The organism is Paraburkholderia caffeinitolerans, from assembly GCF_902859945.1.
GTDB classification, from domain to species: domain Bacteria; phylum Pseudomonadota; class Gammaproteobacteria; order Burkholderiales; family Burkholderiaceae; genus Paraburkholderia; species Paraburkholderia caffeinitolerans.
In genome coordinates this window covers 96,221-118,499 of the sequence record NZ_CADIKL010000022.1, presented here as the reverse complement: position 1 = coordinate 118,499, position 22,279 = coordinate 96,221, and the positions used below count along the sequence as shown (strand labels likewise).

Sequence of the window (22,279 nt, the reverse complement as noted above, 5' to 3'; positions counted from 1 at the left end):
ACTGGAAGTCGGCGATGAACCAGTTTGCTATCCTGTTTGGCGACCGATTCACGCAGGCGCGCGGGTAACGATTCCTTTAACCGCCTCGCCCACAAAAATGCGGACAGGTTCCGTGGCTCCGCCGGGATGATTCATCTTCGTCTATCATCTGGCAGTGATCGGCCTACATCGGTTGCCTCTCGCGCTGGTTGTCTCAATCGCACATGGTGTGTCCCTGCGCACAATTGCTTACTCAACGAGATAGAAGCAGGACGACAGTTCTGAGCCCGCAATCTTCAGATACATCGTGTCGTGCGTGTGCGGCAGCCATGCTTTGATCCACGGTTCTACCATTGCCTTGTGGACCTCGAAGATTTCCAGTTCACGTGGCGGAACTACCGGTGCGAAGCGGGGCGGGCATTCGTTCGCATATCGCCAATGACGCACGCGGTCCACATCGATGACATGTTTTGCGCTGATGCGCATGCCAGGCGCTAGCATCATCACCTGCCTCATCGGAACGTTGGCCATAAGAGTCTCCCTCTTTGTGGCAGGCTAGGTTTCGGCTAGCTTGAGGCTGAATGCAGTCGTGTCGCGCGTCAAGTGGGCAATGTAGGCAACCGCACTTTTCTTGCTCTTTTCCGCGAACAGGTGCGCCCGGTGGCGGAGGCGCCACCTTAGCACCCCCGCCAGCCGTCGCGGCCTCATTACCACAACTATATTGAAACTAATGCTGGTTGCTCAGGTCGTCATCCACGGCGCCGCTTTCTAGCCAAGAACGCCTTTGCCAAGATCGCGGAGAATCCTATACCGCGCTCAATACCATCCGGAGCGTCGATGCAGTGCAAGAAGCATTCACCAATTACGGATGGGTCAAAGTTGCTGCGTATAGCAACGTCGCTTAGTACATCCAATGCCACGCGCTCGGAGTTTTCATGGGCAGCGAACACAGCTTCTTGTTTGGAAGCAACTGTCTGTCGTGCTGGTTCCGAGGCAACTCGGTCTTCAAACATATCAGGGGTTGGCCCAGCACGTTCAATGTGGCCACCTGACCGCCTGTGTTCGGTCGCCTTTCCGCGACCCGACTGTGTACGTTCCGTGCGAGCCGACAGAGAGAGCTGTTCAACGGACTTCACGTCATCGGCGGCCGGCACAGCCGGGCCAATTGATTCTGTCGGCGCAGCAGGCAATAACCTCGCATCCAAGGGTTTCACCCCCTTCATGCGCCGTTTGCAAAGGACCGTTTGACCAAAAGCGAGCTTGAACCATTCGAACGCAAACTCCCCGCTCTTCCAAGACTCACCAAAAGGCTCCAAGAAACCCATTCCTGCCAATGCTAACCGACCGTCGACTGCCCCAACTGCGTCGGTCTGCGTAGAGGGAGTTTGCCAGTCTATAAGGTCCGGATAATTGAAGCTGCTGCAGCTTTCTCCTCGCGCGATCGCCCCCATGCGGAGAGCCTCGGATCGTATGTACTCTCGATCTTGGATTCGCCATGACGGCTCATCCGACGCAATCACACCGAGCAGCGCACCAACCATAGTCCCAATTGTGTCCGTGTCTGAGCCGATAGTATTTGCGGCGCAACGTAGCACGTCCTCCGGGGCGGCATCTTGCCCCGTCCAACCCAAAAAGACTGCGGAGAGGGCAGTATTAGTGCCCGTACCCTGCCGAGCACCGAAACCGTCCAGCATTTCGACGCACTCTCGATAACTCTTGCTCCAGTTCGGAGACAGCTCGCGGAGTCGAAGAATATAACCTCGCATTTCCTCAGCGACGTGCGCAATCGAGGTCGCCAGGCCGATATTGCTAGCCCGCTCCCAAGCTGCGAGCCAAAACCGGCCCAATTGGTAGTCGTTGCGAATGACATCCTCGATTGCAGTCCACTCGTCGACAAAGCGCATCCACTCTTCTGGCCCAGGTATTTCGCGATTTTGCAGCGTGAACGACAAGCAGTCCGCATGGAAGACAGCACCACATAGGCCAAGCATGCTCCCATGAGTCGTTATGGAATCTCTGATGACATCAAGTAAGAAGCTGCGATCACCGGTGGTTGCCCTGCGCCATACGTGCGGCTGGATACGCATTGCTGCGCCATTCCCGCCGCCATCGACGTACGAACGCCCATCACCATACGAGAAAAAGTTGGAAAACCAATTGACGTCTCGCTTCGCCAAGTTGGCCGCAGCAGCCTTGCTACCTCTTCCCGCACCTAGCGCGTATGCTGGCCATACGGCAAGCTCAACCTTCGCGAAAAGTTCTACGTCGAAAGTACCATCGCCTCGGATCGCGCGACAGACAGCCAAGCGCAACTGAGTATCATCCGAGTATGTTCCAGCGGGGAGCTGTATCTGAGTGCCCGAGATACCGCCTATCTTTCGCTTCCACGCAATTGGTTCATGCAGCACTTCTCCGCCGATGCGTCGACGGACGCCACGCTCGTCAGTGAGCTCTGTGATCCAACCGAGCGCGTCACCGGCGGCCGCCCAAAGTGCCGAATTGACTATCGCTTTATCCAATGCCGAATTCACTCGGACTCCATTAGTTTGGTTGACCATCAAACTTTGCTGCATCAATCACCACTTGCACATTCGGCCGTTTGTAATAGTTCAACCAACCTGACACCAGGTCGTAGTCGTCCCCGTTCTGGACGTAGACTTTCTCGAGATGGTTGAGCGACAATCGCTTCGGATACAACACCTCGGCTTGTTCACAAGTTGGCAGGTTGTCAGCCCTATCACGCCTGAAAGCGGTCCAGCTAACCTTACGCCTTACCGTTTGAGAAAAAAGACTCTGCAAACCGTTTGCGTCGGACTGCCGTGAAACATGCTCGTAAATATTGTTCGTCGTCGCAAAGTACACGCCATCGTGCGACAAAATGTCAGGGGAAAACGCGAGAATCGCCCACCATCGATCGCCGGTGACATGCCACTTCTTTGAGGCAAAGTTAAAATAACTTGTGTTAATCTCGGATATCGAAAGATTCACAAAGTCGAGCCAATCCTCGTTTTTGTCGAAGTACGCCTCAGCCTCGCGACGCGTCGCCGACGTTGGGGCTGCAATATATGCCAAGTGCTTCTCCGCTGGCAGTTGCCTGCGAGAAACAACTGACCCGACTTGCAGTGATCCAACCAACCCATGATTCGAGGTGAAATGCACCACCTCGCTAATACCCCGGGCCGCAACAATCTCTTTGATTTCCTCGCTCATAGATGTCACAGCGTCAAAAGGTTAAACGTTCCGGGCGTAAAGAACTGGACCAGATCAGAGGCCTCAGTCGCCTTGTAGCCAACAACCATCGTTTTGCGCGCACGGCCCACTGCCATTGCCAACAATCGCCTAAGGAGCAACAGTTCCTCATCGTCCGCGCCATCACCATGCGGGGTATTCTCGGCGTTCAGCCCCAGGATTATGACGTGGTCGAATTCAAGACCTTTCGCCGAATGCATCGTTGAGAGGGCAATATTCTCGTGCCCGATGGGCCAGTTACGATTTTGAGTTATTTCGACGTATCCAAGTCCATTCCCATTCAATGCACTCCGGATATCACTGAACCAATTTCCACCACGAGGTTTGAGAAACGCAACGGTCTCTTTGGTAAGGTCGACGTTTGCCTTTATCCAATCAATTGCAAATTGGAGTTGCTTGCTATATTTACCGACGCAGACGAGCGGCTTCTCGCCGTGGCGCGTCGCAGCAGAGAAATCAGGAAGAGTACCATCGTCATCGAGCGCCAGACCGTCGACGACGCCCGCAGCAAACTGCGCAATTTCAACGGTATTGCGATGATTTTCGCGCAGCCGATGATATCGGGCTTGCTGCATGTCCAAGCCAGTCTCCGCCCACGTATAGCCACGAGGGTACAGTCGCTGTGCGGTATCCAGAACCAACGTAAGGCAGTAAGGATCGGCCAAGTGATGGCGCACCGCCCGAAGTTGATTTGCGGAAAAATCCTGTGCCTCATCAATAATGACGATATCGTACTGTTGCGAGGCCATGCCTAGCATCTGCTCCGCCAGCAGATGCCAATCCAGCCAACCGCCCCCCCGGTAAGATGCCAGCTCACTGTAAAAGGCGTCGATCACTGTGAGGATTGACGGACGCAGGGATCGGGGCACTGCCTGCGCATTCCCGCGTCCTGTACGCTCAAGCGTGACGTAGTTTGACCTTTCGCCTGGACGAAAGCGCCCACAAACGTATTCAATTTCACTTAACAGAGAGTCGGAATCCAGCTTGACCCCGGCGCCCAAGCGCCGAAGCATCGACTCGCGAGCCTCCATCTCGATAATAGAGGGACTGCCTAGCGATCGGTTTGCCCATGCGGCAAACGTATTGATTTCGCATGAAACATCAGCAAAGGTCGCCAACTGGCTGGCAGCGAGGTGCTCAACGTATCCTGCCAAGGTGCGATTGAACGTCAGCACGAGAACTTTAACGGGTCCAGTGAGCGCCAAACGCTTCCTGCGCGCGACAAATGTGTGGGCCAGCGATTCAAGCCTAAGGAGCGCCGTCGACGTTTTGCCGCTCCCAGCAGCGCCGCGGATCATTTCAATACCCATACGGGTGCCACTGATGATCGGCAGCTGTTCTGCTGTAGCGCCGTGGTTACCCAAAGCTAACATGTACTTCCCCGGAAGATGATTTGTGTGCGCAACGCGATCAGAAGCGCCTGCTTTCTATCCAACCACGCCGTCGCTTATTTTTTCGACGTTTGATGATATACGAACACCAGGTTCATCGGAACCGTGAACCTGCCAGCCCTCGGCGGGAATCGGAAGCTGAGATGGTTGAGCCACCGCCAGTGCGTGCAGTATCTTATGCTGCAATGCATTCTCCGCAAAAAATACGCCCAACAAGGAACAGCGCCGCTGGCGTCCCAGAAAGCGAAAGACAACTGCAACCACACTTGTTGATCGCCGTTGGCACACCTTTCCGCGCGTGGCTACAGGCTAGGAACTCTTTGCTCTGCACATGCACGCTTTACCGTTGCCGTTCCCACTCCAAATTTCTCAGCGGTCTCCCGTATGCTCGCGCCGCTTTCAGCCCGCCATGCCTTGATGGCTGCGTAGTCGTGGGATCGCGCGCGCCCCTTGTATTTTCCTTCTGCTTTCGCAATCGCTACGCCGCGACGCTGCATCTCTGCTCGGTTGCGGTAGTCCGCTTCGCCCTGTGCCGCCATGAATGCCAGCACTGCATCGCGCGTCGCTTTCTCGATGGGGTCTTTAGCTTTCCCGTCAAAAGCCATCCCATTGAGTGTGCATTCGACGCGAACACCGAGGTCCATCAACCGGCGCATCGTCCGGTGTAGTTCGTCGTAGCGTCGGCTGATCCGGTCAAGCCAGCGTACGATGAGGACGCCGCCGTGGCGCAGATCGTGCTCCGCTTTTCGCCACTGTTCCCGCTCGTCGGGCGCGACGTGGTATCCGCTCACGCCCTCGTCAATGAAAACGTCCTTGTCCTGCACGCCGTGGGCTTTGGCGTCGTCGTACTGACTTGCCGAGGACTGGCCGTCCGTGGTGGAAATCCGCCCGTAGTAGAGCTTGCGCATGATTTGTATGGATCATTAATATATATGGATCAATTATAGCATGGCTCAAACTTACGGTTGATCCTGTTGATCCAAGTGCCAGCATCCGTGCCGCTGACTCGTTACGGTGTACCCAAAAGAGCTAGTGGTTCTCCGTCTACTGTGGCAGCCGTCTCCGCCCGGGCCAGCAGAAGCGGCAAATGTTTCGATACGCATCGAGACAACACTCAAACGGGCCCAGCTATCGCTTTTCCGGACATGTAACTGCGTTGAGGTTCGACACGTTGAATATATATGGTGCATGGACGCCCATGCTGGAGCTGCGAGAATCCGGCATGGCCGGCGATGCTGGATGCATAGTATTCAGGCTATCCCTGTCAGATATTGCAGCCTGATTTCCAGTAACTGCATTCTTCACACTAAAATGCGGGGTCGCGTTGCCTTGCGGGATTATGTCTGGGGGCAATGTGATTTTCCGGATTACCGCTCTCTGATTATTTTGACTGTATCCGCGCCCAAGCGGCATGCGTCGTGAAAGAGCGGTTTCTTCAGACCCAGATCGGGGAAACGGGATGAGCAACGTGCTGTTGAATACACTGCGCAGTGGATATGTGCAGACCAACCGGCTGGTCAGGCTGGATACCCCGCTCGGTGCCGACTGGCTCGTTCCCTTGCAGGTGCGGGGCTTCTCGCGTCTTGGCAGGGATTACGAGTTCGTGGTCGATGCCGTCAGCACGCATGGCAGCCAGATCAAGCTCAAAGCGCTGATCGGCCAGCCCGTCACGCTGTGGATACAGCAGACCGATGGGAGCTATCAGCCCCATCATGGCTACGTTCACCAGTTCAGTCGCCTCGGATCTGACGGGACACTGATTTTTTATCAGCTTCGGTTCTCGTCGTGGATGTACTTCCTGCGGCTCAGGCGCGACATGCGCGACTGGCAGGAGCAGCCACTGGAACAGATTCTCAGCGATGTGTTCAATGAGCACGAGCAGGCGAAAGGCGCATACCGGTTCGTGACATACCGCCCCCTGCCGTCGTATTCGAACCGTGTGCAATACGAATCCGACTGGAATTTCGTACATCGCAATCTGGAAGAAGTGGGTGTCTTTGGTTATTTCGAGCAGGCATCGAATGGCAAATCACACACGCTGATGCTGACGGACGACCTGTATGCGGTACCGCAGCTTCGCGACCGAACGGTTCGGTTTGCCCGCCATGGTGTCGGTCAGGAAACGGATGGCCTGACGCAGTGGAACGAGCGGCTGCAGATCGACAGTGAGCAACTCACCACACGCACGTTCGACTACAAGCACGAAGCGCAGCCCAATGAGGCGAGCGGCCCGACCGGCGACCTGCCTGCGCACGGCGAGATATACGACTACACCGGTGCCTACCGCGGCTCGGACAGCACACAGCGTGAGCGGTTGCTGTCGGTACGGCTGGAGGAGCGGCTGTCGCGCATGAAGCGATTCGTGGGTGTGGGCGGCCTGCGCAGTGCGATGCCGGGTTACTGGTTCGACCTGGCGAATCACCCCGTGCATGATGCGGAGCCGCAACAGGACCGGGAGTTTGCGATCCTCTCGGTGGAGTGGACCATCCGCAACAACTTGCCGGGTGCGTCCGGCGTGGTTGAACTGCCGGGTGGCCTCGGTGCTGAAGTCGCGCAGGCCGTGGCCTCGAAGCTGGGCGACGCGGTCGGTCATGAAGATGGCAGCGAAGGGTTTTTCCATGTTCGCATCGAGGCCCAGCGGCGCCGGGTGGCGTTCAGGAGCCCATTCGAGCACGTGAAGCCGGTCATGCAGTTGCAGTCGGGTATCGTGGCGGGGCCGCAGAAGGAAGAGGTTTATACGGACTCATTGAACCGCGTGAAAGTGTGGCTGCCCTGGAATCGCCGCAACGAACGCAACGAGCAGTCTTCGTGCTGGATACGGGCGGCGTTTCCCGACGCCGGATCGCGCCGGGGTGGCCATTTCCCGCTGCGCACGGGCGATGAAGTCATCGTCGGGTTCATGGACGGAGACTGCGACCGCCCCGTGATCCTGAGCCGCATGTATGGAGGCTCGACGCCGCCGATCTGGAATACCAACGGGTTGTTGTCGGGGCACCGGTCGAAGGAATACGGGGGTAATGGCTATAACCATCTGCTTTTCGATGACTCGACGGCGCAGAATCGCGTTCACCTGTACTCGACGAGCAGCCAGTCACACCTGCATCTGGGGTATCTGGTGCAGCACTCGGACAACACGCGTGGGGCATTTCTCGGCAACGGCTTTGATCTGAAATCGGATGCGTACGGTGCGATTCGCGCCGGTCAGGGGCTCTACGTCTCGACCCATCCTGCTTCGGTGGCGCAGCCGCTGAACGCGACACAGGCAAGCCAGCAACTGGTAAGTGCGGAGGCGCTGGTTGAAACGCTGTCGCAGGCCAGCGTCGCGGGGCGGGCGGAGAGTCTGCAACCCGGGCAGGACGCGCTCAAGGCGTTCACCGACGCCACACAGCACAGCGTGGCGGCCAATGCCTCGGGCGGGCAGACTGCGGGAGGCGGCATGGGTAACGCCAATGGCTTCGCGAAGCCGGTCCTGCTGATGGCGAGCCCGGCGGGCGTCGCGATTTCCACGCAGCAGTCGACACAGGTGACGGCCGACCAGCACGTGAACATCGTGAGCGGCCAGAACACCCAGGTCGCCACCGGCAAGTCGTTGATCGTGAGCGTCGCGGAGAAGATCAGTCTGTTCGTGCAGAACGCGGGCATCCGGTTGTTTGCAGCGAAGGGCAAGGTGGAGCTCCAGGCACAGACCGATGCGATGTCCCTGAGCGCGCTGAAGGACCTGACGATCACAAGCGCAAACGGGCGGCTTGTGCTGACAGCGGACAAGGAGGTGTGGATTGGCGCGGGCGGCTCGTACATCAAGATCGGGCCGAACCTGATCGAGAACGGGACCGCGGGCCAGATTCTCGAGAAGTGTGCGTCGTGGGACAAGCCTTCGGCGTCGTCGTCGACGCTGGCGAACACACTGGCCACGCCTGGCAACCTGGCATCGAAGCCGGGGCATCTGCTCGATTACTCGGGCTAGAAGCGGCCCAGACCAGCACCCGACAATTACGATACGGCTGAACCAGAAGAACGCCAGCGCACACCATGAGTACACAGAGCCCCACGCAGCCCCAGACCGCTCCTGCGGCCACGACCGCGCCGAATGCCACGCAGGCGCAGCCGGCACGACTACCGCTGAAATGGAGCTATCCGTTTGCGCCGAACAACGACAAGGCGACGGGGAGCCCGCAACCCTATCTGGACGCACTTGGCAAGGCCGAAGACGGGTTCTATCCGCTCGGTGCGAACGGCATCTGGCACGGCGGCATCCATTTCGACGAGAAAACGGCCGGCATGCTCAGGCAGGATGCGGGTGTGAGCGTGATCGCCGATGGCGAGATCGTTGCATACCGGCTCGACAGCAAGTATCCCGAACTCGATTACCCGGACGGCCACAAGGCCCTGTACTCGACCAGTTTCGTACTGGTACGGCACAAACTCGTCATGCCCGCAGCACCAAAACCGGCCGCATCGTCCCCTGCGCCCTCGGGTGCGCAAGGGGCCTCAGGCGCGTCGTCTACTGGTGCACACAGTCCCGCTTCATCTTCTTCCCCTTCAGCCACGCCGGCTTCGTCTGCATCATCGACGTCCACGGCAGCGTCAAACGCCCCGCCACCCGCCGACGAAGTGCTGGAGTTCTACAGCCTGTACATGCACCTGCTCGACTGGGCGCACTACGACTCTGCGGAGAAGGACGCGGCGGCCCACAAGGGGACACCCACGGTCCAGCGCATGCCGTACTGGAAAGGCGACCAGAAGTTTACCGTCGGCAGCAAGGCACGCGACAAACAGACCGAGCCAGCCGGGCAGCCGGTCGCCGGAGACGACCCGATCGGCGATCTGATCCGCAACAATTACCGGGCGCCCACGGCGGTCCCCGTCATTACTGGTCTCCATATCCGCGAACTTCCCGACAGCCGGTGCAAGATTCTCGGCCTGCTACCGCAGGGCAGTGAAATCACTGTCGCGGGCACGGCGGGCCAAGGCTGGGCACGAATCTCGAAGGTGCTGAAAGGTACACCGGTCGGAAAAGTCGCAGGAGAGGATGCGCCAGCGGCGGCAGCGACCGGCTGGGTCTTTCTCGGTGAACTCGATCCGGAGACGATCCCGAATCCGCTCGACACGGTGGTCGTGCTCGACCCACCCGTCTCCGTCAAGGCGGGCGACAAGGTTGGGTATCCCGGCCACTATCTGCGCTACAGAGACACATCTGAACTGCCACCGCAGGCTTCCCGGCCACTGCTGCATCTTGAAGTCTTTGCGGGCGACAAGCTCAAGGCATTCATCGAGAAAAGCGCGGCGCGGGCAAAAAATGCGCCGGATTCGGCGAAGACCATGCTGGTTGTCTCGCCGGGCGCGAAGCTCGTCACGCTTCCGAGGCCCGGCCAGGTTGTTGGGCAGGGGCTGAAGCTCCTGCCTGTCGCGGGTGCGTCGACGAGCGGCCGGTGGGCGAAAGTACAGCCCACGCGGATGCCGGCTCCTGCCGCGCACGGGCACGGGCATGCGTCGTCACACCAGGTGCAGGGCACACCGGAAGGCCAGCCGGTGTGGGTCGAGCGAAATCTGAGTGGTCAGGTGGTGCCAGCCGGCGGTATCACGGGATGGGCGGATTTCCCGCTGAAGATCGCAAACGCGCAGGGACCGGCAACCACGTTTCAGGATGTGTTCACACCGGGCGAGTTGCAGCAGCTCCACTCGACGGAAGACGACCAGAAGCATAAATGGTGGGAAATCACGGTCGGGACTGGCAAAGGCGAGAGCACGACCGGCTGGGTTTGCGGCAAGGATCATCCGAACGTTGCATGGCAGAGCCCGTGGCAGTGGCCAGGGTTCGAGATCGTCGATAACAGCAGCGTCTCGATCGTGGACGCGTTCAAGCGATCCCTCTATGTCAAGCGGGAGCTGTTCGACAGCGAAGAGCAGGAGTTCAAGCCGACCGCGCTGGATGTGAGCGGCAGCCCGCTGATCACGAAGCTTGAGAAGGCGATCGACCATGATGGCAACGGCACGATCACGGCGGTGGAACTAGCGCAGGCACAGGGCACGCCATGGCTGTCCGAGGCGCTTTCGCATCTGATCGTGCGCTACGAGAGCGAATGGGGCGGCAGCATGGGCAAGTGGGACGAGCTGTCGTCGCTGATGAAGGAGCACAAGGACATCTGGCAGAGTGAGCTGGAACGGATCACGAAGCTGCAGTGGTGGGACAAGGTCAGTACGGTGAAGGGATTTCCGGCTTCGCCGGTCGTGTATCACTTGCATCCGATCGGGTTGATCGGGAATTTCCTGCAAAGTACTTGTTCCTGTAATAAAGATATTACCGAGGAAGAACTGGATTTACTCTTGCCAGCAGATGTCAAGTCGAAGGGGCTTTTTCATGCGGCTCACGATACGTCAGTGCGTGGGTTTGATAAAGGCAAATTTCTTGGATTGCTGAATAAGTACATGCGTGAAAATGACATGATGACTTGTGTTAGAAAGGTACATTTTTTGTCTCAAATGTCTCATGAATGCGATGAGCTCAGGACAAATGAAGAATATCGCAATAGGGATGGATCGATACCTTCTGGTTGGAATAATTATCATGGTGGATCAAATTTCCACGGTCGAGGTTTGATTCAGCTTACTCATGATGCAAATTATATTGCCTATGGAAAATTTGTTGCAGATCCAGCCATTGGGACTAGTCCGGACAAAGTAAGCTGCAGTGTTGAGCATACCACTCACTCCGCATGTTGGTATTGGAGGCAGGGAAGCCATTGGGGAGATATTAATCCAAAGGCGGATATGAATGATTTTTATGCTATTACGGTTGCGGTCAACGGTGGCTTCAATCATGTGGATGATAGATTTGTTGCATTGAATAAGCTGGCAAAATTGCTCGGGGCGCAAAAATGCACAACGAACCCGGGATTGGTCTTTGATGATTATCAAATTGAAAAAAGTACTCTTTATGGGACTAAATTTTACAAAGGGCACTCGGAAGGCATCCGGAAAGCTGTGGAGGCTGTTAATGAAAAGAAATCGAAAATTTGATTCAGGAATAAGATTCCTGTTTTCGCTTGTGTTCTGGATATTCGTTGCGTCTGGTGCTGCGAGAGCGGAATCCGTGCACGGGAAATTTTTCAATGGTCAAACGTATGAAGGGGATTATTCCGTTACGGAAGGTAGCAATTCGGACGGAATGCGGGTCAACCCTTTGACCATAAAACTGAGGGTGGACGGAGGGAAAAGCCCATTGATCTATACCTATGTTGCCGATGATCTTCCGTCTGTCAAAGCAAGTGATATGGGTTTTCTGTCAGTTGTTGTAAATTCGGGCGGTATGGAGGGGAGTGTTACATATAATTATGTGATTCCAGATCGAGGGGCGCTTGTGTCAATTGGCATTGTTCAAACAACACTCCATCTTGGGAAGGTCGAAAGCATCGATGTGCAGCCAAATAGCAGGTTGACTAAAAAAGAAGTCAATGAATTTATTGAAGGGATTGTGAGATTTAATCTCCCTGCGTTGAGTGCCCCTTTAAACGCGTATTCAATTTCGATATTGCTACTTCTTGGTCGTGGTGATTTTTTGACACCTGAGGATAATTCCAGATTGTCAGCTATTTATATGAGCAAGGAAATATCCAATGATCCAGTTCTGTTGAGGGCAATTGAGAAAATAATTGGTCCCGGGATTCAAAGTGGCAGTGACGCTCGGGGGGTGAATGATAGGGTGATTGTTAATAATCGGGCATATTTTTTCAATTCCCCTGAAGGTGCGGGGGTCGAGAAATCTTATTTGATTAAAGGGGATGTCGTGAGTTTGGTGAAAAAATCAAATGACGGCCGATATTGGCTCGCGGACTACGTGTCGCCCCGTGGTAAAAAAGTAGAAAAATGGCTTCGTTGTGAAGATGTGGATTATTGTCGCTGATGTGTGAATTTTTAACCCGCCTATCACTATCACTTTCATGCTATTGAATTGATTGGATGTTTTCGCCAAATGAATTTTCTTTGGAGGGAGTGTGTGCGGGCGGGACATGTCAAGTAATTGGCTGCATGTGAAATGACCCTGCAAATATAAGCGTCATATCGATAACGATAAGGCTTGGATATTTCAGAAATGGATTGTGGAAAAAATGATGAATCTTATTCGCCTTGACGACGATACTGACCACGGAGGCAAGGTCATTACGGCATCTTCAACAATGAGTTTCGATGGCCGCTTTGTCGCTCGCAAGGGTGATGAAGTATCGTGCCCGAAACACCCGGATACCAAACCGAATGTCATTATCGAAGGCGATGAGTCTATGACGGACGGGGGTATCCCGATTGCCCGGCATGGGCATCGGGCAACATGCGGATGTCATCTGATATCCAGTCTGGTGTAGGGCACAATGTCATGGTCGAGTGCAACCGGTAACACGCGCAGTCTGTATGGCAACGGCGAATGATCGCATCTCAAGGATTCGGGCCTATCTTGCTGCCGACGGATTTACCCTGCTGGAGCGGGAGTGGCTTGGGGTGTGGGAGCAACACCGCTTCTGCTGCGCGAACCAGCACATTTCCTCCCAGTCCGGAGCGAGTCTCATACGTCGCCTGCGCGGGCAGCGCGGCGCACTGGTATGCGAGCAATGCTGGACTGAGCAGACCATGGCGCGTCTGCATGACACTGCCCGTCTCGCTGGCGGTCAGTGCCTGAGCACGCAGTATCAGGGCACGCGGGCAAAGTACCGTTTCGTCTGTGCGGCGGACCACAGATTTGAGATGTCGGCCGCAACGGTTCTGGATGGGCATTGGTGCGCGAAGTGTGCGAGCCAGAGAGTCGCTGACAGACGCCGTTATCGAGGCAGCCTCAAACCGATTCAGGATCGCGCGCGTGAACGCGGTGGGGAATGTCTCTCAACCGAATACCACGGCCGGATGGCGAAGTACCGATTCAGATGTGGGCAGGTCACTTAACCATGAGCCCGACGAAGCAAACGGGCGTCGTAGCGCGTTCTATGTGGGCACTGAGCCGTCGCAGTGGACTCACGCAATCGTGCAAAGTCTGTAATAACGCGATGCGCTACGAACGCTGCTACTGGTAATTGCCCATACCGCCTCAACCGGCAGTTTTCTCCAAGGCGGGGCTATCCATCAAAGTATGGGCGTTTGAAGTTCTGCCAGCAGCATCTGCCGAGCGATATACCTGAGCGGTGGTATATGTCCGAGGCACCGTTTAACGTCGCTGTACTTGTCTGCCATAAGATGACTATCCAGCGGGTTCAAGTGCGCCAATGCATTCCTGACCGTTGCACGCATGTCATCTATGACAGCGTTGTAGCGTTTACCCGAAAGCCGCGCCGCAAAGCTCGAAAGGCCTTCCGGGAATGCAGAAACATCGGCGGGGAACCGTTCAACAGCCTCGCTGGTTCCAGCCCCTTTATTTTTTTGAGTCTTCCGCCTGTGCGTGCGTAGCTTGTGAACGCCTTCGACCACTTTGAATAACGAGAGAAATTGATAGAAAGGATTTGTGGCGTTTATCCCCTCACGGTACGCGGCGAGGAGTGCTCGACGTTCGGCGGTGGAGGGGCCTCCAAAATTGATGTCAAGTGTCTTAGGGGCTCCGACAATACCAAAGTTAGCCCGCAGAACTTGTGACGCCGTTTCCCGAATTTGATACCCACTAATATCGACTGCGGTGTCGTGCCGGAACGACCAGACACTGAGCATATTGCTTATCAGATTCCATGCAATTTCCTCCGCGGCGTCAAAAGAAGCGGCATCGAATGTCATCTCAGCTTGTGCCAGTCGGTTTTCCGCGTTCGGCAAGAAGCTGATCTTTGCAACAGGCCCGTCGCCTTGGATAAGGCATTCAACCTTGACGGAATCCTTGGGCATCGTCAGGAGCGAGTCCCCCGACTTCAGCAATTCGGGAATGTCAAGCGCCTCTTGGAACAGCGCAGTCCCCGGCACGCCTAGAACGAATATGGCTTCGTAAGTGCCCTGTGTTCCGGTCGGAGATGCTTTCGGCCGATCATCAAAAATCGGCACGATGGTGATTGTTACCCGGTCGTTTACGCTGGGTCTCGGCATCGATGCCGTAGTCCCGGTTGTCTCAGTAAGCAAATCGGCCATAGTGGTTTTCCCTTGGGGTCGGGGAGCCGACTGTTTCGACGCACAGTCGAGAATTCCTACATTGTACTAATTGCCCAAACCACCAAGAGAGCCCATGCTACACTCTGCGAAACTGTGTCAATCGACACGGCGGAATGCCCTGACGCATTCCCCGGAGAGCCTTATTGCACCGTGGTTCTGAGCAGATTCGAATCCTATCGCTCCGACCACGATATTCAAGGGCTTAGCGCATGCTAAGCCCTTTTTCTTTTTGCGCGGCTGGGGGCGAGTTGCCTCAAGAACTGGCCAGCCCGTGAAGCATTGCATACTGAATCAGCTCGGCGTTGGATGTCAGGTGCAGTTTGCGCATCGCCGCCATTTTCTGAGTGCCTATCGTAGACGTCGTTCGGCCAGAGCGGCGCGCAATTTCGGTTAGTGACATGCCGCGCGCGATTAATTGGACGATTTCGCGTTCCTTGCGGGAAAGCGCAAGTTTGCGCTTGATCTCTGCTGGCGGGGCAGATGCCGAAAGCCTTCGCGCGACCATATCGGAGACGGCGATTTTGCTGCCGGACTGCGCATACTGACAGACCTTCGTGAGTTCGCTCAGCGGCTCGTCTTTGGTGACGATTCCAGCAACGCGTGCCTGTATTAGTTCTCTGATTATGCTGATGCTCGTTGTCATCGTGAAGACGACAACGGGGATGGCCGGATATTTGAATCTGAGCCACCGGATCAGCGCCATGCCATCCGTTTCGGGAGCATCCCAGCACATTGCGAGATCGGTAACGATCAGATCGCAGTGGTTTTTGTACAATGCGCTCAGCAGGTCGAGTCCCGATTTTGCGAGCGCGACAATCTCATAACCAGGCAGGCTCGTAAAGGTTGCGGCAACGGCCAGTCGTACGATGGGATGGTCATCGGCAATAATGATGCGGACGCGATCGAGAGTATCAGTGGGGTTTTTATGATGCGTCAAGATTAGCACTCCTGTGATATTTGTATTTCGATTTATTCGTGACCTGATTGCGCGGATTCGCTGCATCTCTTTTCTCTTCCCGATCACGGCGCTTTCCTGCGGGAGCGAAATTTCCTCGTTAAATAAGGGGCTGTGGAGCACTCTGTCAAATATCGCGGGGTCAATAAATAAGATTATTTCTACGCGGATTTATTTTTATGCGTAGCAAATATGCTTTCAGCTGTGTAATTACTCTTGAAGAGGAATTTTTCGAAAATGTCGCCAGTTTCATGAGGCGATATCGAGGCGAGATGCAAACGCGCATCGAACGGATGGGAATTTAATCATGCGGGTCTTGCAGGGATGCTCCATCTGGCGGTGCGCAATCATGCGCTGCTGCAAGACAGATCGAAGTTTGGGGGGATGAACACATCCGCTTCCCCAACCCCGTCAAATACTGTATAAATATACAGGTATCGGCGAGGTCTTTCATGCGCGTCGACAATCCTGTCATGCCCCGTTTCGTGTTGGGCAGGGCGTTCTATTCCCTTTTTCCAGAGCGCAATCATGGCGGCATTCCAGTTTGCGGCGGCACACCTGCCGCCCCGGCTGCAAAGCCGGGTCTGGCAGGGCAATCAGCTCGCGCACGCGGGCGAGCGCACGGTGGCGAGCGGCCATGCCGCGCTCGATGCCCAGTTGCCTGGCGCGGGCTGGCCTGCGGGCAGCCTGACCGAGCTGCTCGTCGAGCAGGGCGGCATCGGCGAGATGCGGCTCGTCGCGCCTGTGCTGCGCATGCTCACTGCGCGGGCCGGGCGGCACGTACTGCTCGTCGCGCCGCCGTGGCGGCCGTACGCGTGCGCACTCAAGGCGTGGGGAATCGCGCTCGAGCGCCTGATCTGGGTGCGCGCGAGCGAGGCCGAGGCGCCGTGGGCCGCCGAGCAGGCGCTCAAGCAGGACGGCATCGGCGCCGTGCTGCTCTGGCAGTCGAGGGTGCGCGCCGATGCCCTGCGGCGTTTGCAGGTCGCCGCGCAGGATTCGCAGTCGCTGGCGTTTCTGATGCGTCCACCCGCTGCGCGCAGCCAGTCGTCGCCGGCGCCGCTGCGCATGGTCTGTACGCCGGTGCCGCCGCCCGAGGATGCGCGTCTGAATCGCCGTGAATGGATGCAGCTCACCGCTGTGTCCGTCGATATTTTCAAGCGTCGCGGGCCGCCGCCCGCCCAGCCACTCGTCATCACTTTGCCGCTGCAGGAGTCGGTGCTGCCCCAGCCGGGCGCATTGCCGGCCACGCCGTGGCCCGGGATCAATCATGTTGTGGATCGCCGTCACCTTGCCGTTGTTGCCGCTGGAGGCCGTGAGGCCGCCCGTGCCGCTCACGTCGCCAGCGCTGGCGTCAGCACTGGAGTCACCGCGGGCCAGTCGACCTGACGAGGCCACGGGGGAGGACGCGCTGAGCGCGCGCTGCTACGCGCTAGCCGATCACGCGCGCATTCTGATCGCCGATCTCGACGCGTTTCGTCTCGGCGTGCAGCCGGGCAGCACGCGCGCTCATGCGCTTGCGCTCGCGCCGGGGCTCGTGTTGCTCGAGCCCGATGCGGCGCGCGAGGTGCGCGCGTTCGAGGCGCTTGCGCTCGCGCTGCTCGTCTACACGCCAAAGGTGTCGCTCGCGCAGTCGCATACGCTTTTGCTCGAAGTCGGGTCCGGGCTGCGTCTTTTCGGTGGCGTGCGCGCGTTGCTGGCCAAGGTGGCGGCCACGGTGGCCAGTTGCGGCCACGCCGCGCGCATCGCCTGCGCGCCCACCGCCTGGGGCGCGTGGGCGTTAGCGCAGGCGCGCGCGAGCGCCGGAGCGCACGCGGCGCGGCGCTTTCGCGTGCTCAAGGACACTACGCTCGTGCGCGCGCTCGATGCGTTGCCGGTCGCGCTCGCGCCGTTCGCCGCGCAGCACGAGCAGGCGCTCACGCAGATCGGCTGCGCGACGCTCGGCGATTTGCGGCGGCTGCCGCGCGACGGCATCGTGCGCCGCTTCGGCGACGGCGTGCTCGCCTGGCTCGCGCAGGCGCGCGGCGAGGCACCCGATCCGCGCGCCTGGTTTGCTGCGCCGCCGTCGTTTCATGCTTCGCTCGAATTGCAGGCGCGCGTGGAGAGCGCCGAGGCGCTGCTGTTTGCCGCGCGCCGTCTCGTGCTGCAGTTGGCCGGCTGGCTGGCCGTCCAGCATGGCGCTCTGAGCGGCTTCGAGCTGCGTCTCGAGCACGAGCTGGCGTCGCGCCATGCGCCGCGCACGTCGAGCCTCGCACTATCGTGGGCTGCGCCTTCGCGCGATGCCGAGCATCTGCTGTGGCTGTTGCGCGAGAAGCTCAATCAGACCGCGCTGTCCGCGCCTGTGATCGGCCTTGCGCTTGTCGCCGATCAGGTGAGCGCGTATGCGCCGCCCACCGACACGTTGTTTCCCTCGCCCGAGGCGTCGGATGCGTCGCTCGCTCAACTGTTCGAGCGCATTGGCGCGCGCATCGGCGAGCAGAACGTGCTGCAGTTGTTCGTCGAGGACGATCACCGGCCCGAACAGGCGATGTCGGCGCGAACCTGGCGTACGAACCGCAGCGCGGGCGCGCGCCGGACGGCTGCGCGCAAGCCGCGCGATTCACGCAAGGCGGGCGCTCGATCCGACGCGCAGCAGGAAGCCGCGCCCGTACAGACGGCCTTCGATTTGCCCGAGGTGCCGTTGCCGTCGCAGCCCCGCCCGGCATGGCTGCTCGAAAAGCCGCTCAAGCTCGCGATGCGCGGCGACCGGCCGGTTTATCGGCGGCCGCTCAAGACGCTCACGCGCACCGAGCGCATCGAGGCGGGCTGGTGGGACGGCGAGGGCGTCGGGCGCGACTACTACGTCGCCGCCGACGACCAGGGGCGCATGTTCTGGCTGTACCGCGAGCGCATTGGCGGGCAGTGGTATCTGCAAGGGCTTTTTGGCTAACGCCGCTTCATCTTCAGCATCATGTCGAACAGTGGGGCTGGCACATCGTTGCCTGCACAACTTTATTCGCCGGGATCGGCGCTGCCCGATTATGCGGAGCTGCACTGCCTGAGCAACTTCTCGTTCTTGCGCGGCGCGTCGTGCCCGGGCGAGCTGGTCGAGCAGGCGATCCGTCACGGCTATCGCGCGCTCGCGATTACCGACGAATGCTCGTTCGCCGGCATCGTGCGCGCGTATAGCGCGCTCAACGAATACGACGAAGCGCGCAAAAAGGCGCATGACCATGCCGCGGCGGCCGGTGCCGTGCCGGCGCCCGGCCCGTTCGTCCCCTCGCTGCATCTGCTGATCGGCAGCGAGTTGAATCTCGTCGATGAAAGCGGCGCGCCGTTCTGCACGCTTGTTGCAATCGCGATGAATCGCGAGGGTTACGGCAACCTGTGCGAGCTGATCACGCTCGCGCGCTCGCGCGCGGACAAAGGCCACTACCGCGTGCATCCGTCCGACTTCACCGATCCCGAGCCGGACTTCGTGCATCTAAAGCATCTGCGCGACTGCGTGCTGCTGCTCGTGCCCCAGCGCGCGGCCACGCTTGCGCAGACGCTGCGCGCCGCGCACTGGCTCGCGGGTTTCGCGGCCGAGCGCGCATGGCTCGCGCTCGAACTCTGGCAAACGGGCGGCGACGACACGCAGATCGAAGTGCTGCGCCACGTCTCGCAGGAAAGCGGTCTGCCGCTCGTCGCGGCGGGCGGCGTGCTGATGCACGCGCGCTCGCGCAAGCCGTTGCAGGACACGCTGAGCGCGGTGCGTATCGGCAAGCCGCTCGCGTCGTGCGGCCGCGCGCTGGAACCGAATGCCGAGCGCCATCTGCGCTCGCGCGTGCGGCTCGGCGCGCTGTATCCGCGCGATGCGCTCGATGCGACGCTCGAAGTCGCGCGTCGCTGCACGTTTTGCCTGAGCGAGCTGGCCTACGAGTATCCCGAGGAGCTCGTGCCTGCGGGCGAGACGCCCGCCTCGTGGCTGCGCGCGCTCGTGATGAAGGGCGTCGCCGAGCGTTGGCCTGACGGCCTGAACGAGAAGCGCAGCAAGCAGATCGAAGAAGAACTGGGACTGATCGCCGAGCTGAAGTACGAAAAGTACTTTCTCACGGTGCACGACATCGTTCGCTTTGCGCGCTCGCAGAATATTCTGTGCCAGGGGCGCGGCTCGGCGGCGAACTCGGTGATCTGCTACTGCCTCGGCATCACGGAGATCGACCCGGTGCGCATGAACATGCTCGTCGCGCGCTTTCTGTCCCGCGCGCGCAACGAGCCGCCAGACATTGACGTCGACTTCGAGCATCAGCGGCGCGAAGAGGTCATTCAGTACATCTATCGCAAGTACGGCACGCGCCGCGCTGCGCTGGCCGCAACGCTCATCACATACCGTTCGCGCAGCGCGCTGCGCGACGTGGGTAGGGCGCTCGGTCTCGACAACGCGCTTCTCGAGAAACTCTCGGGCGCGCATCAATGGTGGGACGGACCCGATTCGATCGCGAGCCATCTGGAAGAAGCGGGCTTTTCGCCCGACTCGCACGTCACGCAGCAACTGATTCGCCTCACACGCGAACTGCGCGGCTTCCCGCGTCATCTCTCGCAGCACGTGGGCGGCTTCGTGATCGCGCGCGACAAGCTCTCGCGCCTCGTGCCGATCGAGAACGCGGCGATGAAGGACCGCTACGTGATCGAATGGGACAAAGACGATATCGATGCGCTGCGTCTGTTGAAGGTGGACGTGCTCGCGCTCGGCATGCTTTCGGCGATCCGGCGCTCGCTCGAATGCGTTGCGCTTCGGCTCGGGTTGCCGGAATATCGCGTGCAGGACATTCCGCGCGAGGATCGGGCGGTCTACGAGATGTGCTGCCACGCGGACACCGTGGGCGTGTTTCAGATCGAGTCGCGCGCGCAGCAGAGCATGCTGCCGCGTTTGCGTCCGCGCGAGTACTACGACCTCGTGATCCAGGTGGCGATCGTGCGGCCCGGGCCGATTCAGGGCGACATGGTGCATCCGTATCTGAAGCGCAGACATGGCGACGAAAAGGTCGAGTACGCGAAAGAGGACTTGCGCCCGGTGCTCGAGCGCACGCTGGGCGTGCCGATTTTTCAGGAACAGGTGATGCATCTCGCGATGGTCGCCGCCGACTACACCGGCGAGGAAGCCGACAAGCTGCGCCGCGCGATGGCCGCGTGGCGGCGCGATGGCGATCTGCGGCCTTATCAGGACGACCTCAAGCAGCGGATGTTGAGGAAGGGCTACTCGGAGGGTTTTGCGAACCGCATCTGCAAGCAGATCGAGGGCTTCGGCGACTACGGCTTTCCGGAGAGCCACGCGGCGAGCTTTGCGCTGCTCGTCTACACGAGCTCATGGCTCAAGCGCTACGAACCCGCTGCGTTTCTTGTCGGACTGCTGAACAGTCAGCCGCTCGGGTTCTATTCGCCGTCGCAGCTCGTGCAGGATGCAAAGCGGCATGGCGTGCTGGTGCGCGCGCCCGATATCGCGCTGAGCGACTGGGCGTCGGTGCTGGAGGTGCGCGGCCAGCCAGGCGTGCGGCTCGATGCCGATGGCGTGCAAGCGCGTTGCGCCGAGGTGGGGCATTATCGCGCGCTGTTGAGTGCCGCCGTGTTCGCGCGCATGCACAACGGCGCGATGGGCGCAGACGCCGGCAATGGCGGCGGGCGTGGCTGGGAGCGCGACGGTTTGCGCGACTGCGATGACGGGCGCAAGCAGCGCCGTCCGTTCATGCACGGTCTCAAGCGCATCGTGCATGCGCGCGTCGCGCTGCCGTCCCGGCATTACGGGCGCAGAGGTCCGGCGGTGCGCCTGGGCTTCAGTCTCATCAAGGGTTTTTCGGAGGATGCCGCGCAGCGCGTGATGGCCGCGCGTGCGCGTGCGCCGTTCGTCGACGTCGACGATCTCGCGCGCCGTGCCGCGCTCACGCGCCGGGAACTCGAGGCGCTCGCGGCGGCCAATGTGCTCGCGAGCATCGCGGGGCATCGGCGCGAGGCGTGGTGGGCTGTGACCGCGCAGCATGCGGTGCCCGCGCTATTGCGCGATGCGCCCGTGGCCGAGGCGCGGCTCGCATTGCCGCGCGCCTCGGAGGGGGCCGAGATCGTCGCCGACTACGCGAGCCTGCGGCTCACGCTCAACCGCCATCCGCTCGAACTGCTGAGGCCGGGGCTGGCGAAGCAGCGCTTTCGCAGCGCGGCGCAACTGGCGCAGTGCCGCCACGGCATGCTTGCGCGCGTGTGCGGCATCGTTACGGTGCGGCAGCGGCCCGGCACGGCGAACGGCACCATCTTCGTCTCGCTCGAGGACGAAACCGGCTCGGTCAACGTGATCGTGCACGCGGCGCTCGTGGAGTCGCAACGCAGGGAACTGCTCGGGGCGTCGCTGCTGGCGGTGGCGGGTGTCGTGCAGCGCGAGGGCGAGGTCGTGCATCTGGTCGCGCATCGGCTGGAGGATCACAGCCGGCTGCTCGGACGGCTTGCGACCCAGAGCCGCGATTTTCACTGAGCGGGCATTGGCCAGGGAGGGGCGCCGGGCAGCGACGCCATGCATGCACAGCATGCAATGGAGCCGGGTTGCGCGCGCCCGGCGGTTTGCGGTTTGCCGGGCGCTTGCAGCGCGTACTGTGTC

Annotated in this window: 14 protein-coding genes; 7 read left to right on the top strand and 7 right to left on the bottom strand. The window is 59.4% G+C overall.

What is annotated here, in order from left to right; genetic code table 11:
* Window positions 1-228 precede the first annotated feature (228 nt).
* The 5 genes from HV773_RS21370 to HV773_RS21350 all read right to left on the bottom strand — a co-directional run bounded on the left by HV773_RS21370 (window position 229) and on the right by HV773_RS21350 (window position 5,527).
* Entirely contained in the window at window positions 229-510 is a 282-nt protein-coding gene (locus tag HV773_RS21370) for a hypothetical protein (protein WP_129562402.1), read from the bottom strand.
* 218 nt (window positions 511-728) lie between these two features.
* Window positions 729-2,510, bottom strand: coding sequence for an ADP-ribosylglycohydrolase family protein (locus tag HV773_RS21365; protein ID WP_160113457.1), 1,782 nt, complete (start codon window positions 2,508-2,510; stop codon window positions 729-731).
* Between the two features lie 10 nt (window positions 2,511-2,520).
* Window positions 2,521-3,189: a DarT ssDNA thymidine ADP-ribosyltransferase family protein gene (locus HV773_RS21360; RefSeq protein WP_129562400.1), complete on the bottom strand. Its 669-nt coding sequence runs from the start codon at window positions 3,187-3,189 to the stop codon at window positions 2,521-2,523.
* A gap of 5 nt (window positions 3,190-3,194) precedes the next feature.
* The gene (locus HV773_RS21355; protein ID WP_129562399.1) at window positions 3,195-4,601 is read right to left on the bottom strand and encodes a 3'-5' exonuclease; all 1,407 of its coding nucleotides are present in this window, start codon (window positions 4,599-4,601) and stop codon (window positions 3,195-3,197) included.
* A gap of 320 nt (window positions 4,602-4,921) precedes the next feature.
* Window positions 4,922-5,527, bottom strand: coding sequence for a recombinase family protein (locus HV773_RS21350; RefSeq protein ID WP_129562398.1), 606 nt, complete (start codon window positions 5,525-5,527; stop codon window positions 4,922-4,924).
* Between the two features lie 551 nt (window positions 5,528-6,078).
* Between HV773_RS21350 and HV773_RS21345 the strand changes: the two genes are divergently transcribed.
* From HV773_RS21345 to HV773_RS21330, 4 genes are all read left to right on the top strand, one after another.
* The gene (locus HV773_RS21345; protein WP_129562397.1) at window positions 6,079-8,583 is read left to right on the top strand and encodes a type VI secretion system Vgr family protein; all 2,505 of its coding nucleotides are present in this window, start codon (window positions 6,079-6,081) and stop codon (window positions 8,581-8,583) included.
* A 65-nt stretch (window positions 8,584-8,648) separates the two neighbouring features.
* The gene (locus HV773_RS21340) at window positions 8,649-11,636 is read left to right on the top strand and encodes a muramidase (protein WP_129562396.1); all 2,988 of its coding nucleotides are present in this window, start codon (window positions 8,649-8,651) and stop codon (window positions 11,634-11,636) included.
* Window positions 11,614-12,519 carry a hypothetical protein gene (locus HV773_RS21335; protein ID WP_129562395.1) on the top strand — a complete coding sequence of 302 codons (906 nt, stop codon included), beginning with the start codon at window positions 11,614-11,616 and terminating at the stop codon, window positions 12,517-12,519. Before HV773_RS21340 ends, HV773_RS21335 begins: the two co-directional genes overlap by 23 nt.
* Before the next feature lie 205 nt (window positions 12,520-12,724).
* Window positions 12,725-12,976, top strand: a complete 252-nt coding sequence (locus HV773_RS21330) for a PAAR domain-containing protein (RefSeq protein ID WP_129562394.1) — start codon at window positions 12,725-12,727, stop codon at window positions 12,974-12,976.
* Between the two features lie 748 nt (window positions 12,977-13,724).
* Here the strand turns inward: HV773_RS21330 and mauJ are convergent.
* Both mauJ and HV773_RS21320 read right to left on the bottom strand, forming a co-directional pair.
* Complete coding sequence (gene mauJ, locus HV773_RS21325) at window positions 13,725-14,705, bottom strand: methylamine utilization protein MauJ (protein WP_129562393.1); 981 nt, start codon at window positions 14,703-14,705, stop codon at window positions 13,725-13,727.
* 274 nt (window positions 14,706-14,979) lie between these two features.
* Complete coding sequence (locus HV773_RS21320; protein WP_160113456.1) at window positions 14,980-15,663, bottom strand: response regulator; 684 nt, start codon at window positions 15,661-15,663, stop codon at window positions 14,980-14,982.
* Between the two features lie 546 nt (window positions 15,664-16,209).
* On the opposite strand from HV773_RS21320, the gene imuA reads away from it, so the two are divergent.
* From imuA to HV773_RS21305, 3 genes are read left to right on the top strand one after another with little or no spacing between them, the layout of a single operon-like run.
* Window positions 16,210-17,067, top strand: coding sequence for a translesion DNA synthesis-associated protein ImuA (gene imuA / locus HV773_RS21315; protein ID WP_129562391.1), 858 nt, complete (start codon window positions 16,210-16,212; stop codon window positions 17,065-17,067).
* On the top strand, window positions 16,949-18,607 hold the full coding sequence (locus tag HV773_RS21310) for a Y-family DNA polymerase (protein WP_129562390.1): 1,659 nt from the start codon (window positions 16,949-16,951) through the stop codon (window positions 18,605-18,607). The genes imuA and HV773_RS21310 overlap by 119 nt, the downstream gene beginning before the upstream one ends.
* 21 nt (window positions 18,608-18,628) lie before the next feature.
* Window positions 18,629-22,156: an error-prone DNA polymerase gene (locus HV773_RS21305; protein WP_129562389.1), complete on the top strand. Its 3,528-nt coding sequence runs from the start codon at window positions 18,629-18,631 to the stop codon at window positions 22,154-22,156.
* The last annotated feature ends 123 nt before the right edge of the window (window positions 22,157-22,279 follow it).

Excerpts from the sequence above, each read along its gene's own strand:
- HV773_RS21305 (WP_129562389.1), top strand. The coding sequence starts at position 18,629 with ATGTCGAACAGTGGGGCTGGCACATCGTTGCCTGCACAACTTTATTCG.
- mauJ (WP_129562393.1), bottom strand. The coding sequence starts at position 14,705 with ATGGCCGATTTGCTTACTGAGACAACCGGGACTACGGCATCGATGCCG.
- imuA (WP_129562391.1), top strand. The coding sequence starts at position 16,210 with ATGGCGGCATTCCAGTTTGCGGCGGCACACCTGCCGCCCCGGCTGCAA.
- HV773_RS21310 (WP_129562390.1), top strand. The coding sequence starts at position 16,949 with ATGTTGTGGATCGCCGTCACCTTGCCGTTGTTGCCGCTGGAGGCCGTG.
- HV773_RS21360 (WP_129562400.1), bottom strand. The coding sequence starts at position 3,189 with ATGAGCGAGGAAATCAAAGAGATTGTTGCGGCCCGGGGTATTAGCGAG.
- HV773_RS21330 (WP_129562394.1), top strand. The coding sequence starts at position 12,725 with ATGATGAATCTTATTCGCCTTGACGACGATACTGACCACGGAGGCAAG.
- HV773_RS21350 (WP_129562398.1), bottom strand. The coding sequence starts at position 5,527 with ATGCGCAAGCTCTACTACGGGCGGATTTCCACCACGGACGGCCAGTCC.
- HV773_RS21335 (WP_129562395.1), top strand. The coding sequence starts at position 11,614 with ATGAAAAGAAATCGAAAATTTGATTCAGGAATAAGATTCCTGTTTTCG.
- HV773_RS21345 (WP_129562397.1), top strand. The coding sequence starts at position 6,079 with ATGAGCAACGTGCTGTTGAATACACTGCGCAGTGGATATGTGCAGACC.
- HV773_RS21370 (WP_129562402.1), bottom strand. The coding sequence starts at position 510 with ATGGCCAACGTTCCGATGAGGCAGGTGATGATGCTAGCGCCTGGCATG.
- HV773_RS21340 (WP_129562396.1), top strand. The coding sequence starts at position 8,649 with ATGAGTACACAGAGCCCCACGCAGCCCCAGACCGCTCCTGCGGCCACG.
- HV773_RS21355 (WP_129562399.1), bottom strand. The coding sequence starts at position 4,601 with ATGTTAGCTTTGGGTAACCACGGCGCTACAGCAGAACAGCTGCCGATC.